Source organism: Pseudoalteromonas sp. SG43-1, assembly GCF_014164415.1.
In the GTDB taxonomy this organism is placed as follows: domain Bacteria; phylum Pseudomonadota; class Gammaproteobacteria; order Enterobacterales; family Alteromonadaceae; genus Pseudoalteromonas; species Pseudoalteromonas distincta.
Genome location: NZ_JACJFD010000004.1, coordinates 82,856 through 99,568, shown reverse-complemented (window position 1 = coordinate 99,568; position 16,713 = coordinate 82,856). Strand labels below are relative to the sequence as shown.

14 protein-coding genes and 1 pseudogene are annotated in these 16,713 nt (G+C 34.9%); 10 read left to right on the top strand and 5 right to left on the bottom strand.

Features of this window, described 5'->3' with window-relative positions; genetic code table 11:
• Positions 1–3 precede the first annotated feature (3 nt).
• From H5159_RS05315 to H5159_RS05305, 3 genes are all read left to right on the top strand, one after another.
• Positions 4–330, top strand: coding sequence for a PilZ domain-containing protein (locus H5159_RS05315; protein WP_182779875.1), 327 nt, complete (start codon positions 4–6; stop codon positions 328–330).
• Between the two features lie 115 nt (positions 331–445).
• Entirely contained in the window at positions 446–1,225 is a 780-nt protein-coding gene (locus H5159_RS05310; RefSeq protein WP_182779873.1) for a TatD family hydrolase, read from the top strand.
• 4 nt (positions 1,226–1,229) lie between these two features.
• Positions 1,230–3,089, top strand: coding sequence for an alkaline phosphatase D family protein (locus tag H5159_RS05305; RefSeq protein WP_182779871.1), 1,860 nt, complete (start codon positions 1,230–1,232; stop codon positions 3,087–3,089).
• Between the two features lie 586 nt (positions 3,090–3,675).
• Here H5159_RS05305 and H5159_RS05300 read toward each other — a convergent pair.
• The 5 genes from H5159_RS05300 to H5159_RS05280 form a co-directional block, all read right to left on the bottom strand.
• On the bottom strand, positions 3,676–4,047 hold the full coding sequence (locus H5159_RS05300) for a GxxExxY protein (protein ID WP_182779869.1): 372 nt from the start codon (positions 4,045–4,047) through the stop codon (positions 3,676–3,678).
• A 1,027-nt stretch (positions 4,048–5,074) separates the two neighbouring features.
• Positions 5,075–6,391 carry an O-antigen ligase gene (locus tag H5159_RS05295; RefSeq protein WP_182779867.1) on the bottom strand — a complete coding sequence of 439 codons (1,317 nt, stop codon included), beginning with the start codon at positions 6,389–6,391 and terminating at the stop codon, positions 5,075–5,077.
• 100 nt (positions 6,392–6,491) lie between these two features.
• Complete coding sequence (locus H5159_RS05290) at positions 6,492–7,001, bottom strand: hypothetical protein (protein WP_182779866.1); 510 nt, start codon at positions 6,999–7,001, stop codon at positions 6,492–6,494.
• A 21-nt stretch (positions 7,002–7,022) separates the two neighbouring features.
• A complete protein-coding gene (locus H5159_RS05285; protein WP_182779865.1) occupies positions 7,023–9,026 on the bottom strand; it encodes an EAL domain-containing protein in 2,004 nt (667 codons plus the stop codon).
• Positions 9,010–9,708, bottom strand: coding sequence for a transglutaminase-like cysteine peptidase (locus H5159_RS05280; protein WP_182779864.1), 699 nt, complete (start codon positions 9,706–9,708; stop codon positions 9,010–9,012). The genes H5159_RS05285 and H5159_RS05280 overlap by 17 nt, the downstream gene beginning before the upstream one ends.
• A 295-nt stretch (positions 9,709–10,003) precedes the next feature.
• Here H5159_RS05280 and galU point away from each other — a divergent pair, with 295 nt between their 5' ends.
• From galU to H5159_RS21250, 7 genes and pseudogenes are all read left to right on the top strand, one after another.
• Positions 10,004–10,900 carry a UTP--glucose-1-phosphate uridylyltransferase GalU gene (galU, locus tag H5159_RS05275; protein ID WP_182779862.1) on the top strand — a complete coding sequence of 299 codons (897 nt, stop codon included), beginning with the start codon at positions 10,004–10,006 and terminating at the stop codon, positions 10,898–10,900.
• A 50-nt stretch (positions 10,901–10,950) separates the two neighbouring features.
• Positions 10,951–11,862: a glycosyltransferase family 2 protein gene (locus tag H5159_RS05270; protein ID WP_182779861.1), complete on the top strand. Its 912-nt coding sequence runs from the start codon at positions 10,951–10,953 to the stop codon at positions 11,860–11,862.
• Positions 11,843–13,075: an O-antigen ligase gene (locus tag H5159_RS05265; RefSeq protein ID WP_182779860.1), complete on the top strand. Its 1,233-nt coding sequence runs from the start codon at positions 11,843–11,845 to the stop codon at positions 13,073–13,075. Before H5159_RS05270 ends, H5159_RS05265 begins: the two co-directional genes overlap by 20 nt.
• Positions 13,068–14,132 (top strand): acyltransferase family protein, encoded by a 1,065-nt coding sequence (locus H5159_RS05260; RefSeq protein WP_182672273.1) that lies wholly within the window; start codon positions 13,068–13,070, stop codon positions 14,130–14,132. Before H5159_RS05265 ends, H5159_RS05260 begins: the two co-directional genes overlap by 8 nt.
• Entirely contained in the window at positions 14,129–15,241 is a 1,113-nt protein-coding gene (locus tag H5159_RS05255; protein WP_182779859.1) for a glycosyltransferase family 4 protein, read from the top strand. Before H5159_RS05260 ends, H5159_RS05255 begins: the two co-directional genes overlap by 4 nt.
• Positions 15,241–16,374 (top strand): glycosyltransferase, encoded by a 1,134-nt coding sequence (locus H5159_RS05250; RefSeq protein ID WP_182779858.1) that lies wholly within the window; start codon positions 15,241–15,243, stop codon positions 16,372–16,374. Before H5159_RS05255 ends, H5159_RS05250 begins: the two co-directional genes overlap by 1 nt.
• A pseudogene (locus tag H5159_RS21250) lies at positions 16,364–16,630 on the top strand (hypothetical protein); the annotation flags it as partial. The gene H5159_RS05250 and the pseudogene H5159_RS21250, both read left to right, overlap by 11 nt.
• Positions 16,631–16,713: the final 83 nt, after the last annotated feature.

Sequence of the window (16,713 nt, the reverse complement as noted above, 5' to 3'; positions counted from 1 at the left end):
ATCATGCAAGAACTACTAGTAGACATAGACGATTTAGACGAGTTATACCGTTGTTATATGCCTTACTTAAAAAAAGGTGGCTTATTTGTACGTACTAATATGCGTTACGAAACAGGGCATTCATTAGCGCTTAGAGTTACTTTGCCTGATGCCTTAGAAGATGACGTAGTGACAGGTAAAGTGTCGTGGATCACGCCACAAGGTGCACAAAGCTCTAATCCTCCAGGTATTGGTATTAGCTTTTTAGACGATAAAACAAACCTAAACGCTAAAATCGAAAAGCTGCTTGGGACTATGTTAAACTCAGGCGATCAAACATATACCATGTAGTTATAGGGTTGGTTTTTCACTGAGATTAACGCCGCCCTATATTGGGTTCTTTTAATTACTAACATAATAAATTAAATGAACAAATTTAAACCCTGAACATAATACAGGCCTTATAGTGATTGTAGATTCTCATTGCCATTTAGACCGTCTTGATTTTGATAAATTAGACTTAAACCTTGATCAAGTTCTTGATAAAGCGCGTGCAAAGCAAATAGAGCACTTTTTATGTGTAAGCGTAACGCTTGATCAGTTTCCCAGCATGCTTGATAAAATTAAGCATTACGACGATGTTTCAGCCTCATGCGGTGTACATCCACTTGATCAAAAAGACGCCCTTAATAAACTGCAATTAATTGACTTAGCTTCACACGAAAAAGTCGTCGCTATTGGCGAAACGGGTCTTGATTACTACTATTCAAAAGATACCCACGCAGTGCAGCAAGCAAGCTTTGTTGGGCATATTGAAGTGGCTAACGAATTACAAAAGCCGTTAATTATTCATACTCGTGATGCCCGCGCCGACACGATTAACTTAATGCGTGAGCACAAAGCCGAAAACTGCGGTGGTGTATTACATTGCTTTACCGAAGACTGGGATATGGCTAAAAAAGCCATAGACATGGGCTTTTATATATCTATATCGGGCATTGTTACCTTTAAAAATGCTATTGAATTAAAAGAAGTAGTAAAACAAATACCGCTAGATAGATTACTAATAGAAACCGACTCGCCTTATTTAGCACCAGTACCGTATCGTGGGCAAACAAATCAGCCAGCGTACGTAGAAGATGTTGCTTATTACATTAGCGAACTTAAAGGCATTAGCTTTAATGAACTTGCTAAAGCGACTACCGAGAACTTTTATTCTTTATTTAAATTAGCAGCTAAAGGCTAAATACATGATTACTCACACGGCAAACCTTCCTATTTTACTAATGGGGCCAATGGTGCGCCGTGCAGAGCAAACTGGAGTATGCATTCAGTTTGCTACCTCCAAGCCTGCAAACTGCCAAATAAACTTATTAAATGTTGAGTGTTATAGCGATCAACACACTGTTTCTTTAGGGGAACATTTGTACCTGCATTTCGTAATTATAAAGCCAGTAGATAATAAACTTCCTGTAGATAGCTTATTAAGCTATGAACTCATAATTGACGATACAGCAATCGATTTATCGCCGTGGTGCTATAGCAATCAAACAACGCCTGCATTTGTAATACCCAGTAAACTGAGTGATATTTTGCATGGCTCGTGCCGTAATGCACATCATCCAGCAAAAGACAGCTTAGTGTCTGCAAGTCACTGGCAAAATAATCAGCGCGGTAATAATAACCAAGGCGCACAATTGCTATTACTGAGCGGTGATCAGGTTTATGCTGATGATGTAGCAGGGCCCATGTTATTAGCTATTCATCAGTTAATTAAAGCGTTAGGTATCTATAAAGAGCAACCACTTGCCATTGAGCTACCGGGCGATATAAATGAGCAACTTTATAATCGCCATTTGTTTTTACCAAAAACGCCTTGGCAAAAACGCTCAAAGTTAGGTGTTGGTTACTGGCTAAAAAAAGACGAACCTCATTTTTCAAGCGTAAAAGCCTACAATCACCTTATCCATTTTGAAGAATATATAGCACTTTATTTATTAAATTTTAGTGCTGCTGTTTGGCAATGCGTTGATATACAAAACACAACGTATTTAGGTCATAGCGAGCAAAAAAAAACTATTTTTGACGCTGAAAAAACAGCATTGATTGATTATGCAAAAGGCTTAAGTGAAGTAGAGCGGTTGTTTGCCAATGTATCGACATTAATGATGTTTGACGATCATGATGTAACCGACGATTGGAACCTCACCGCTGGGTGGGAGCAAGCTATAAATGAAAACCCAAGTAGTAAACGGATCATCAATAACGGCTTAATTAGTTATTGGCTTTTTCAGGGAATGGGGAACGATGCACTAAATAAAACAGGCGAGTTACTAACACCTTTTAAGCAAAGCCGTACTGCTAATAATTTATGGCAGTTTAAAGCATTTGATAAGCCACTAAACGATTTTAGTTTTTGGCATTACGAATTAACTACAACCCCAAAAGTAGTGGTGCTAGATACGCGTACGCACCGCTGGCGAAATGAGCAAAACTTTAATGAGCCTTCAGGCCTACTTGATTGGGAACGCCTAACAGAGCTTGAAGAAAGCCTATTAAGCCACGATCAGGTTATTATTGTATCGCCAGCCCCTGTATTTGGTGTTAAATCAATAGAAGCCATTCAAGCCATGTTTAATATATGTGGCCAACCACTCATGGTGGATGTAGAAAACTGGATGGCGCACGAAGGTTCAGCCAAAAAGCTACTCGATACTTTTAGACGAACCGACACCCCAAACGAAACGCTTATTTTATCGGGAGACGTGCATTACTCATTTTGCTTTTCGGTGCAAAAGCGTTTTGGCGATCACCCCAATCGAATTTGGCAACTTACCGCCAGCGGTATTAAAAACGAGTTCCCGCGTAAATTAATAAACATACTCGATAAACTAGATTCAATTCTATACGGCCCAAAAAGTCCCTTAAACTTTTTTACCAAACGCTGGCATATGGAAGTAGATAAGCACCAAACCATAGGCGAAGGGCAAAAATACTTAGTAAGCGACTCAGCTATTAGTTTAATAACACTAGAGCAAGGGAATTTAGCCCGATATCAACTTATACACGGTGAAGGGCATTTAACTGAGTTCGATTTAGAAGAACAGTAATTCTTAATCAATTGCTAAATTAAAGGCCTATTTGCACAAAGAGAAACAAAAGAGGAGTAAATGAGAAAACATAATGCTATTCAGGATATATTTTCGGTTTTATTACTTCCTCTAAAAGCGCAGCGCCTCTTAACCTCTTAGTGAAAAATCACTAATTACAGGCGCTGCTGTTACAGTAAAAACCAGCTAAAGATCTATTTGCACAAAGAGAAGCGAAAGAGGAGTAAATGAGAAAACATAATACTAATAAAAACTGCGTTTGGTGTTTATTTTCTTCTCTAAAAGCGCAGCGCCTCATATCACTCTTAGTGAAAAAATCACTAATTACAGGCGCTGCTGTTACAAAGCAATGCTTAAAATTATTCAATTTATTTATAAAAATCAGCTAAAGATCTATTTGCACAAAGAGAAGCGAAAGAGGAGTAAATGAGAAGACAAAATACTAATAAAAACTGCGTTTGGTGTTTATTTACTTCTCTAAAAGCGTAGCGCCGCATAACTTCTTTGTGAATAAATCGCTTAAAAATTTAATGTACAGTTACTTATAGCCCTTTGGATAACGACTTAAAACCTAAGTAAATAATTTTTATGAATTAAAGTGCTTTATGCCATCGACTAGCTTTAGAACATTGAAGTTTATTAGTAACCCAGTACTTATTTCTGCAAGTTTCATATAAGTTATCAATTGTGCAGAGTGAATTGGAAGAAGCTTATCAACCGCCTTCAGTTCAATTATTAATTTATTAGGTAATAAAATATCTAACCGGTAACCTGTATGTATATATTGATCTTTATAATATATCGGCAGCTCAACTTGGTTTTTAGCAGATAAGCCAATTTTACTTAATTCATATATTAAGCAAATTTCGTAACTTGATTCTAATAACCCTGGGCCTAAATTCCTGTGTACTTCTATAGCGCAACCTATTACTGTTTTTGTTAATGTATCAGTATCCATAGGTATCCTTTTGCTTAATTTACAAGCATTTAATCAACTAAGAAAGAGTTCTAAAATAAGACTTAAGTGTAGTACAAATAAAATAATAAAATTGAATACTTGTAGGCTATATGAAGCAATTTACTAAGTTGTCACTCGTTTGTTGAGCTATTTACTAATAAAATCAATTAAAGAACTATTTGCACAAAGAGAAGCGAAAGAAGAGTAAATGAGAAGACATAATACTAATAAAAACTGCGTTTGGTGTTTATTTTCTTCTCTAAAAGCGTAGCGCCTCTTAACCTCTTAGTGAAAAAGTCACTTATAACGGGTACGATTGTTACGAAAGCCACGCTTAAATTATTTAGTCTATTCACCAATAAATCAATTAAAGATCTATTTTCACAAAGAGAAGCGAAAGAGGAGTAAATGAGAAAACAGAATACCAATCAGAATACAGTATCGGTGTTTATTTCCTTCTTTAAAAGCGCAGCGCCTCTTAACCTCTTAGTGAAAAATCACTAATTACAGGCGCTGCTGTTACAAAGCAATGCTTAAAATTATTCAATTTATTTATAAAAACCAGCTAAAGATCTATTTGCACAAAGAGAAACGAAAGAGGAGTAAATGAGAAAACACAATACCAATCAGGGTATAGTTTCTGCTTTATTACTTCCTCTAAAAGCGTAGCGCCTCTTAACCTCTTAGTGAAAAAATCACTAATTACAGGCGCTGCTGTTACAAAGCAATGCTTAAAATTATTCAATTTATTTATAAAAAACAGCTAAAGATCTATTTTCACAAAGAGAAGCGAAAGAGGAGTAAATGAGAAAACAGAATGCCAATCAGGGTATAGTTTCTGCTTTATTACTTCCTCTAAAAGCGTAGCGCCTCTTAACCTCTTAGTGAAAAAATCTCTTATTAAAGGCTTTGCTTGTCACGCTAACAAGTTAACCGTAAATTTAACCTTGGCGGTAGACGCTGAACTTGCTCGCGTGAGAAGCGCAGCTTCCAATCACTCTATATTGGTAATTACTTGGCTTTGTATTTAACTATGCTCTTTTCGGCTTCGTTTAGACGCAGGTAATTTATTACTTAAAATAGCCAAACATAAAATAGTCATAAACAACATTGAATTTGCTCCAGCTTGCAAAGAGTAATCTACCAACGAATGCAGCAACATATCTATAATTGCAATGGCACAGCCAAAAGCAACGCCCTGAAACAGCGCTGTTTTACGCTTTCGCATAGTCGCTATACATAACCATAAACAATAAAGTATAAGTGAGCCTAGTGCGGCTGTAGTGGGTATACCCAGCTCTACTGCAAACTGTACGTAATCGTTATGGGCATTATCGTAATAACCAGAATAAGGCTCAGACTGATACGCCGGAAACGCAGTATAAAATGTACCACCACCAGAGCCCAATAAAGGCTTATCTAAAATGAGGGGTATTGAATCACGTACAACTTCGTCACGGGTTTCTGATGAAATACTGGTTTCGCTTATACGCTGTTTAACTTTTTCTACATCAAATATAGCGCCGATAATAATTAAATCGATTATAAAAAAACTAACTATAAGTAGTTTAAACGCTTTAGGTTTTTGCCTGTAAATAAAAAACGCGAGTAAGCTAACAACCATTAATGCAATAAAAAATGCAGAGTTACCCATACGGCTACGGGTTAAAATTAACGCAACAATAATAATAATTAACGAAATACGTAAAATTATTTTTGAGCTTAAAAGTATTTCAGTCCACGCCCGAAGCGTTTGTTTTAATGTTTGTTTATAATCGCTAGTAGAGCGTTTTAATTCGCTAACCAAAACACCAATGCCCAAACATAAACATAAAGCTAAAAAATTTGCTAAAAAGTTTGAGTAGGTAAAGGTACCAATAGCACGGTCGGTATGTTTATAACCAAATAGTGGGCTAATAATATCAGGCGACAAATTTAAATAAGTAGCGTATAAAGCCTGAAACACGCCGGCACCTATAATTGCATATATTAAATTTTTAATACGCTTTTCAGTATTACAATAAATAAATAATAGCCAACAAAATAAAATCATAAAACTTGTTTTAATAAGCATTTGTTTAGTTTGAAATGGGTCAACACTTACGGTAAATATTTGTACTGCGCATACGCCCGCAACTATACCGAGTACAGTAAATATGGGCCAAGAATATAAAGGAGGGTATAAATGGTGCTTGTTATCAATACTGCTGAAAACTAAATGGATGAAAAAGGTAGCACTAATTAATATCCCCATTGCTAAAATTGCCCAAGGGCGGTAACTACCTAATGGTAAGGGCAGCAAAAATAAAATTGCACAGAGTAAAAAAAATATAAAACGATTCACAGGGTTCTCTAAACTAAGAGCCTAAAAGAAGGGCTAAAAAAATAAGCCATATAAAGTAAAACGCAGCCAAAAGGCTGCGTTTTTATTATTTTATTATCGGTTAGTTACCGACTTCAGATATACCTGCATCGCCACCAGTGCCGCCGGCACCTTGCGGTACTGCAGTTGTTGGTAAAGTAACAATAACCGGAGCAGCAGGAGCTGGTGCGCCACCTGGGCCAGCTGCTGTTGCTTCAGAGGCAACAGTGGCATCAACGCCAGCTGTAATAGCAGCAAGTGTAACAGTATCGCTGTCAACGCCAGCAGCTACAAGTCCAGCTAAAAAATCAGCAATAAGTGGGCTATCGGCACCCACAGCATCAACAACTACATTCATCATAGAATCAACTTGAGCAGCAGTACAATTTGTACATACGCCATTAATAGCTGCTACTAAATCTGCCTTTAGCTGATCTGGAGCTGTTTCAGCAGTTGCGCTATTTAAAACGTTGACTAAGTTAGTCATGCCTTCAGTTTGTACTACTGCATCAGTATCCGTTTGTGCATAACTTGGTAAAACTGTAAGTGAAGATGCACCTGCTATTAAGCTGGCTAATATAAATGATTTCATCTCTTGTCCCTTGGTAGAGTATTAATTACAAAATTTTAGCGCATCGGTGCAAAAAGTAAACTCTTTATTTACGCCATTATCACTAGTTTTTATTATTTTGGTTGGCGGCATTATTAAATTACCCTGCACGCCATCGCAACCTAAACTTTCAAGTACCTTTAAAGTTTCAGGTTTTTCAATCAAACAAGCTAAAACTTTAATACCAAAGCCATGACAAATATTATTAACTGTTTGAATAAAAAATTGGCTTTGAGTGTTATCTAATAAGTCTTGAATATAGCTACCATCTATTTTTATATATTCAATGTCTAACCCTTGTAAGTATCTAAACGAGGTTAAACTAGTACCAAAGTGTTCAACACACACATTTATGCCAATATCTTTTATTGTATCTATATGTAAAGAGGCAACATGTACGTTGTAAAGTAAGCTAATTTCATGCAATTCAAAAATCAAGTTTGTTTTAATAATTGGTTTAGTGTGTGCATAAAGAGTAAGCCATTCAATAAAGTCAGTTGAATACAACGAAGCTTTACTAATATTTAACGCAAATGTATCGTCTGGGTGTTGCTCTTTAACGTTTACAAAGTTGCGAATTATTTTTTTGTCTAACTCTTCGGTTAAGTTAAGCTTTTCGGCCATAGCAAATAAATGGCCATTATTAACCTTTTTGCCTTCATGCGTAAAATGAGCAAACACTTCAAAGTAGCACTGCTTGTTTTGTGAGTTAGTGCGTTTAACTGGCTGCACCGAAAAACTAACTTCACCAGTAGCAATAATTGACTGAATAAGCGAACGCCACTCTTTAACACTAAACAAAGTATCTTTATCTACTTTATTTACAGCCGAATCGCCAATGGTGCAGCCGGTATCAAGGGCTGAAAGTACACCCCCGATAGATGAGCCTTTATCAACATTTACTAATGCTAAGTTAGCAAAACCATTCACGTGTAAGCTGTTTTTCATTTTACTAAAAGCATCATTTATATCGAGTCGCGTTCTATTTAAAAATTGTATATCGAATGGGACTAAAGCAATAAAAGTACTACCGTTAAGTCTAAATATTTTAGAATTAGTTAAAGCACCAAACACATTTTGCAAAGTAACGCTTACATCATGTACGTGCTCGTCACCATCTTGGTAACTTACAGTTTGGTTAATATTAGCAAGTGAGGGGAGAGTAACCATCATTGCAGTGATTGGAGTATCGCTAGTAATAGCGTCAACCACTGAGTTAAAGTGGTTCTCAAACGAACGGCGGTTACCCAGCCCTGTGAGTGAGTCTACATATACTTCATCGGTAAGTGCTTGTGTTTGCTTTGTTAAAGAGTCAAAGGTGCTTTGAAGGTTCATTACCATATTATTAATGGCTTTAGTTACAGTACGTAGCTCGCGTGCAACTGGTATTTCGTCGTTTAATGTAAAGCGTTTACGCGTAACCAAGTGTGCTTGGTTTTCTACTGCTTTTAAAGGTTTAAACACTGCACGTAGTATTAAATATGCCACTGCAAGCGACGCTACCAATAATAATAAAGAACCATAAAAGCTGCGTTTAGTATGTTCCCATAGCGTTAAATACGATTGCCCAACATGGCTTGTTACTTCAAGGGTTCCTGCCATAATCCAGCCATTGTTTAATTCTGATAGCATAGTAGGGGCTTCAAGCTTTACTGCTGTAATAAACCAATTAGGTACAGATTCAACGCGTTTTGGGCTTGTTAGGTCAAAAACTATTTTATTATCGGCGTTAGTAAATTTTATTTGTTTGTAATAACCGGAGTCGAAAATAGCGGTCGCCATGGTTTGGGCAATCATTAAGCTATCTTCTTCAAGGTAGGGCGATATTGAAAGCCCCAAGCTTGTTGCTGTATCTTGCGCGTGGCTACCCATTTGTGTTTGTAAGTAATCGCGGGTGGTTTCAACATCTGTAACTATCCTAACCACAAATGAAACAACCGAAATAACGATTATTAAACCGTAAACTTGGGTTTTAAGACTCAATCCGTTTTTAAAAAGTCGAGACATAACTGGTAGTTCCTTTAATGTTACTTTTAATGGGAGCAAGCTCACCTTGTTCAATTCGCTCTAGCATGGTGTTCCAGGCAGAAACACCACGGCTATTTTTTACTTTATTACCTAACCCTTTTGATTTGGCTAACCATAACCCTTGACCATTAAAACTATAGATAGGTGTTAAATCACCGCGTTTATTAGCGGGCAGCAGTTTAGTATTAAAATTACCTAAAACAAAGGGGATTTGATTAGGAGTTTCAATATATATAAGTACCATATGAGGTTGATTAACTGTTTTTTGGCGTACATACATTAAACGTACTTTATCTTCGGGTACGCCAAGTGCTATTAGTGTAAAGTATTTGGCAATTACGTAGTCTTCACAATCACCCATACCAACGCCTAAACTCTCAAGTGGAGTAGCCCAATAATCTTTTTGGTGCCAAAGCTCATCATCGGTTTTGTATTTAATGTGCTTATTAAAAAAGTCATTCACTAAATGGATTTTTTGCCATTCACTTTTATCAGCTGACTCATCTATAAAACTTAGCCAATTTTTAATACGTTTATGCCCTTCATCACCATACTGTTTTTGAGCGCGCGCAATTATATCGCTATTGCGTAAATACAAAAGCGTATTTTGTGCGCATACAAAAAAAGACACTAATAATAAAATGTAAAACCCTAAACGCACAAATGTTCCTTAAGTCTGTGTTCCCTAATAACTAAACAAGCCTAGTATAGTATTGGTAGCTTTGAAAGGATAGGTAATCAAAAAGTACCAGTCACTAAAGTGGTGCAATACAGCTTACTTTTGGTGCAACATAAAATTAACAAAAAAACAATCAAAAAGTACTCTTTAATTATTGAGTGCATTATTGTGTTGTGTATAATAGCAAGGTCACAGGGCATGTGAAACGATCGAAAAGGAATTTTAGCTTAGCAGTTCCTTTTTTTGTTGTTTAACAAAAATAATGAAAGGAATTAAAGTGAAAGTTTTAAAAGCAGTATTACCTGTAGCTGGCCTTGGTACGCGTATGCTACCAGCCACAAAAGCCATCCCTAAAGAAATGCTTCCTCTGGTAGATAAACCTTTAATTCAATACGTTGTTGACGAAGCTGTAGCAGCTGGCATTAAAGAAATCGTGCTTGTTACACATGCTTCAAAAAACTCAATTGAAAACCACTTTGATACAAGCTTTGAGCTAGAAGCCACACTAGAGGCACGCGTAAAACGTAGCCTGCTAGAAGAGGTTCGCTCAATAGTGCCAAAAGATGTAACCGTAATTTCGGTTCGCCAATCGGCACCACTAGGCTTAGGCCATGCTGTTTTAGCAGCGCGCCCAATTGTTGGTAATAACCCATTTGCAGTAATGTTACCTGACGTAATTATTGATAAATATAAATCAAATTCAAAAACTGACAATTTAAGCCAAATGATCGACCGATTCGACAAAACGGGCTACAACCAAGTTATGGTAGAGCCCGTACCGCAAGACCAAGTGCATCAGTATGGTGTAGTTGATATAGCCGGTAAAAAAATAAATGCCGGCGAAAATGCTGCAATTAAAAACATGGTCGAAAAACCAAATAACGATGAAGCACCGAGTAATTTAGCTATTACAGGGCGTTATGTTGTATCTACAGCAATTTGGGATTTACTAGAATACACCCCACCTGGGGCAGGCGGTGAAATACAACTCACTGATGCCTTATTACAATTGCGACATCTAGAAACGCTTGAAGCCTACCACCTAAAAGGGAAGTCGCATGATTGTGGTTCTAAATTAGGCTATATGCTTGCCAATGTTGAATATGCTATGCAGTCAAGTCATATGGGTGAAGAGTTTACAAAAAGAGTTAATCACTTACTCGCTCAACGCTAACCGGTTTAATAAGTATCTTATCTAGAGCAATAAAGTAGGAAGTATAATTTATGTTAGTTTCTGTTTGTATGTGTACTTATAAACGTATTCACCTTTACAAAACTTTAAAAAGTATTAATGATTTAGCACTACCAGAAAATATAACATTAGAAGTTATTGTTGTTGATAATGATGAAGAGCGCTCTGCAGAAAAGATTGTTGCCGATAGTAAAAAGAGTTTTAAGTATCCAATTAAATATATAAGCCAACCTTATAAAAATATTTCTGTAGCAAGAAATGAATATTTAAAAGCTGCAAATGGTGAATATATCGCTTCAATAGACGATGATGAGGTCGCAGATAAGTTTTGGCTAATGCATCTATTGGCAGCCGCTGAAAAGCATAATGCTAGCGTTGTTTTTGGGCGAATTAATTCTATTTATGTAAAAAGCTGCCCTGAATGGATTTCAGATGGGGGATATTTTGATAGAATTCAATATGAAACTGGTATTAAGGTAAGCAGTGGTGGTACCGGTTGTACGTTAACACAGCGAAGTGCATTAATTGAATCTGGGTTTACTTTCGATTTAGAGTATGGCTCCACGGGTGGAGAAGACGCTGATTTGTTTTATAGACTCTACAAACAAAACTATAAGCTCATTTTTTGTAATGAAGCTTTTGTTAGTGAAGAAGTAGAGATTGAACGATTGAATGAAAAATTTTTAATAAAAAAAGCAATAAGAATAGGTCAAACATTCTCACGATATAGATTTGGGAATAATATAAGCTTAAAAGATAAATCGATTTTTATAATAAAATCCATCCTTAAAATAGTAATTTTTTCTACAGTGTTTATTATTAAGCTACCTTTTGGTAAAAAAATCTATTTTAAACCACTATTAAAAATGCTTGATAATTTTGGAAAGGTTTCTTATTTCTTTGACCTTAAAAAGGTTGAACTATATGGAAAGAATTGTGAATAGTTGTCTTAATTTTATTCGTAAATACGGTTTTTTACTAGTTCTTATTTTTTGTTTTGGTGGCTTTTCTCCCGCGTTATACCCTAAAGTAGGGATGATGGATTTAGATTTAAGTAATCGCATAGATAGTAAATCAGGTAGCAATTTATTTAAGCAACTTTTTTGGGTTTCACTATTCTTTTTTTATCTTTTCTGTTTTTATTTTGACAAAAACAAAATAATTATAAAAAAGAATTTTAATAATGCTTTAATAGCATTTAGTTTAATTATATCAATTTCATTTATTTCAATGCTTTGGTCATCGTTTCCGAGTTACGTATTTAAACGCACTTTCTTTCAGTTGATATTTATAACTGTTTGTATACTTTCTTTTTATTTCAGTTATAAGAAAAATAACACAGCAAAATGTATAGAACTGTGTCTTTATTATATGTTTTTTCTTATTCTATTGACCTTAATAATGGGTTGGGGTTTAACATCTGATCTATCATTGGCTGGATACGAAAAAGGAAAAAATGTATTGGGTATAAATTTAGTTGTAATTTATATTTTATATAGTTTTTTTTGTAAAAGTAAATCTAAGAAAAATGACTTGATTGTTCTTTTTACTTTATTTTCTTTAATTATACTAACTCAAAGTAAAACTTGTTTTTTATTAGTAGTTATGTTTTTCATACTGACTAAATTTAAACAAAGCCATATAAAAATAATTAATACTTCACTGCTGCTTTTTCTTGTTGTTGGCTTTATAGTCATACCATGCATAACCTATTATTCAAATTCATACATGCATATAGGGCTTTATGTGGATCCTGAGTTTATTACTGGTAGAGGATATATATGGGATACTATTTACTATGATTTAAGTTTTTATAAAAATATTTTTTTAGGTTATGGGTACGCAAGCTACTTTGGCACTCCAGAGATCCCATATTTTTTTGATGATTCTCATAGTTTTCTTAGGTATATAACATCCTCACATAATGGCTACCTGAGCTTACTTATTCAGTTTGGAGTTTTATCCATTACAATAGTTTCATTATTTGCATATGTAACTAAAAATATTGAGGGACGAGTGGGGAATGCTGCGATAACAATAATTATTTTTCACAATATTACAGAGGCATCATTTTATAGAGACAATACGGTTATTTGGATGCTGTTTTTGATAGTAGTAGCCTTCTCTTTGGTTAAAAAGGTAAAAATAAGTGAATAGAATAACATGGTTAGATACATCCAGAGGTTTAGCAATTGTTTTGTTAATACTTGTTCATTACGTGGGTGCATTGGAAACCCGTGGTTTTATATCTTATGAAGCTATGAATCTAGTAAAAGCTTTTCTGAGAGTTGCAACGCCATACTTTATAATGATTTTTGGGTTTACTTTTGCAGTTGCATATAAAACAAAAATTAATAGCTTCAGAGATGTTTTAGTTATACTAAAGAGGTTAAGAAAAAACTTATTGTTGGTATTTATAGCAAGAGAAATTATTGCTGTAACTGCGGTTTTTAGATATGGAGACTATAAAACAGATCTAGTTGATGTGCTTTTATATAAAAGCTTTTCACAATCTGGAGAGATTTTAACCTTTTATTTTTTTGCTATATTACTTGCCCCGTTAGCAATACTCTTTATTAATAAAGTAAAAAGCTCTATATTTTTACTAAGTGCATTCTCTTTATATATAATTAGTTATGCCATAGGTTGTAATTTTAGTGGCTCTGAAAATAGTTTGTTGTTTAGATTTCTGTTTTTTGATGTATATGCATTTTTTCCTTTTTTCTCTTTAGTAATGCTCTCAATGTATTTCTATACTTTGTATTCTACTTTGAATAACGACTATAAACGTTTGAAAGTTTTTTTTCTAATTGGCTCTACATTATTTATCATTAGTGTAATGTTATTATTTGGTCTATATGAAAATGCAGTAATTGCATTAGCAACAGCAAAACTGAAGTCACCACCGCACATCTTGTATATGGTTTTATACTCTGCGGAAGCCATATTATTAACGATATTTGTTTCTCTCTTAAAGAATAATAACGTTCTACCTATTATAAGTTGCCGTTTATTGCCGTTGTTAGGCAGGAACTCACTTTTGGCTTACGTTGGGCATTATTTTTTGTTTTTAGCAGGGCCTATCGGCCTTATAGTTTTAGATAAGCGAACAGCTATAGGCGAACTAATGATTTTCTTATCTCTTGTTGCTTTACTTATAACCGTTATAACAACCAGAGATAAATTTAAATTTAAATCTAAAGGATTAAAATGAAAGTTGCAATAATACATGACTGGCTAGTCGTAAACGGTGGTGCAGAAAAGGTTCTAAAGGAGCTAATAGAGCTATACCCACAAGCAAATGTGTACACCTTAGTTGATTTTTTACCTAAAGAAGATAGAGCCTGGCTTGGTAATACCACAATCACAACGTCATTTATTCAGCGTTTACCATTTGCTAATAAAAGGTATAGGAATTACTTTCCTTTGTTTCCAATTGCTATTGAGCAGTTTGACTTATCGAGTTATGACTTAGTTATTTCCTCTAGTTACTCTGCTGCAAAAGGTGTGATTACCGGGCCTGAACAGTTACACGTTAGTTATTGCCACTCTCCAGCTCGCTATGCATGGGATATGCAGGAGCAATATTTAAGAGAAAGTGGCATGAGCAGTGGGGTTAAGTCTGTTATTGCGCGTTATTTTTTGCATAAATTTAGAATTTGGGATGTGAGAACAGCGAATGGCGTTGATAAATTTGTTGCCAATTCATCCTTTATAAAAAAGCGTATTAATAAATGCTACAGAAGAGAAGCTGATGTTATTTATCCACCTGTCGACATAAAAAAGTTTACGCTTGAAACAAATAAAGCGGATTTTTATTTAGCCGCTTCACGTTTAGTACCTTATAAGCGCTTGGATTTAATTGCAGAAGCTTTCGTTAAAATGCCATCAAAAAAATTAAGAATAATTGGCGATGGTCCACAAATGCAAAAAATTAAAGAAATTGTAGGCAATGCAGAAAATATCGAATTGTTGGGTTATCAATCTGATGAAGTCATGTTACACAACATGCAAAAAGCAAAGGCTTTTGTATTCGCTGCAGAAGAAGACTTTGGAATAATACCCGTGGAAGCACAAGCTTGTGGTACCCCTGTAATTGCTTTTGGGAAGGGCGGATGCTTAGAAACTGTTAAAAACAACGTGAGTGGTATCCACTTTAATCAGCAAACAGCGAGCTGTATCATTGAAGCTGTCACTCATTTTGAATCACAGATAGAGCAATTTTCAGCAGAAGAAGTAAGGTTAAACGCAGAAAAGTTTTCTTGTTCGGCTTTTAAAAAGAATGTAAAAGGCTTAATAGAAAAAGCAATGTTGGATATATAATGAAGATATTACATATCCATCAAGATTACCCAGATAACCGTAATTACCCATCAACTAATGCTGTAAAAAACTTAATTGATGGTGTGAAAAAGAAAGATAAAGAAATTGAACATTTCGTTATATCCATAAATAGAAGTTCAAACCCATTTAGAATTTCTTTTAAACAATTTGACGATGGCCTCTCAGTAGTATTTTGGTCGATACCCTTACCAATTATTTATACTTTAAGTATTAGATTTTGGTCTTTTATATTAAAAAAAACTATTAATTTAAAAGATTTTGATTGTATACACGCACATAAGTTAACTTCTGAAGGGGTGTTTGCTTATTACCTTTCTAAAAGTACCTCGATTCCTTATTACATATCTGTAAGGGGGGGGACAGACTTGCACAATATAAATCGCTTCTCTGGAATGAAAAAAACATTTTCAAAAATATATAAAAATGCCAAAGAAATTTTTTGGGTGAGCCCGTGGGCAACTGAGCTTACAGTTAGTAAATTAGGGGTTTCTGAAAAAGGTGTATTACTACCGAATATTTGCAAGTTAGTAGAGCCTGAAAGTGTTATTAGTTATAGTCAGTCTAGATACACCACTGTTTTAAGCTTTCATCAATATAAAAGAAAAGGCTTACTGAAATTATTTCAAGCTATACATGAATTAAATAAAAAAGGACTTGATGTCAAGTTAGATGTTATTGGAAGTGGTGGTGAAAAGGAGAAGAGGTTGATAAAAAATGAAGTTAATAGATTGGGTTTATCTAACCATGTGAAGTTTTTAGGGCAATTACCACATTCTGAGGTGCTCACTAAATTGCAGGCTTCAAAAGCTCTTCTTTTACCAGCTGAGAATGAAACTTTTGGTATGGTGTATGTAGAGGCGTTATCCTGTGGCTGTCCTATTTTATACATGGCAAATACTGGAGTAGATGGATATTTTTGTGACAAGAACGTTGGTGTTAAAGTATATTCACAAGAAATTAATGAGTTAAGTGATGCTATTATTACGCTAGAAGATAATAATAGTTTTTACAAGCAAGAAATACAAAACTTCCTTAATCGTGGTGAGCTTGAAGAGTTTAAAGAAGACAGTATAGTGAAATCTTATATTATGGAGTTAGCCAATGGTAAATAATATTAAAATAGCTTTTTATTATTTTTTTTTAAGTAAGTTGCCATCAGCTAGATTTATAAAAACATTTTCTAATATAAGGGTTTGGTATTTTAAACATGTATTAAAAGTATTGGAAGATAACGGGAATGAATCGATGCTCGCAAATAATATTTACATTGCTCGAGCTACTAATCTCTGGATTGGAAGTGGGTGTCGAATTAATGAAAATGTTTATATAGAACAAGCAGAGATAGGTAGAGATGTTTTAATAGCTCCTAATGTTACTATATTAAGCAGAATGCATGAATTCTCACGCATAGATATACCTATTTCAATGCAGGGTTATAAAAAGCAGATGAA

Coding starts and splice junctions, on each gene's coding strand:
- H5159_RS05315 (WP_182779875.1), top strand. CDS start 4: ATGCAAGAACTACTAGTAGACATAGACGATTTAGACGAGTTATACCGT.
- H5159_RS05305 (WP_182779871.1), top strand. CDS start 1,230: ATGATTACTCACACGGCAAACCTTCCTATTTTACTAATGGGGCCAATG.
- H5159_RS05300 (WP_182779869.1), bottom strand. CDS start 4,047: ATGGATACTGATACATTAACAAAAACAGTAATAGGTTGCGCTATAGAA.
- H5159_RS05290 (WP_182779866.1), bottom strand. CDS start 7,001: ATGAAATCATTTATATTAGCCAGCTTAATAGCAGGTGCATCTTCACTT.
- H5159_RS05285 (WP_182779865.1), bottom strand. CDS start 9,026: ATGTCTCGACTTTTTAAAAACGGATTGAGTCTTAAAACCCAAGTTTAC.
- H5159_RS05270 (WP_182779861.1), top strand. CDS start 10,951: ATGTTAGTTTCTGTTTGTATGTGTACTTATAAACGTATTCACCTTTAC.
- H5159_RS05265 (WP_182779860.1), top strand. CDS start 11,843: ATGGAAAGAATTGTGAATAGTTGTCTTAATTTTATTCGTAAATACGGT.
- H5159_RS05255 (WP_182779859.1), top strand. CDS start 14,129: ATGAAAGTTGCAATAATACATGACTGGCTAGTCGTAAACGGTGGTGCA.
- H5159_RS05250 (WP_182779858.1), top strand. CDS start 15,241: ATGAAGATATTACATATCCATCAAGATTACCCAGATAACCGTAATTAC.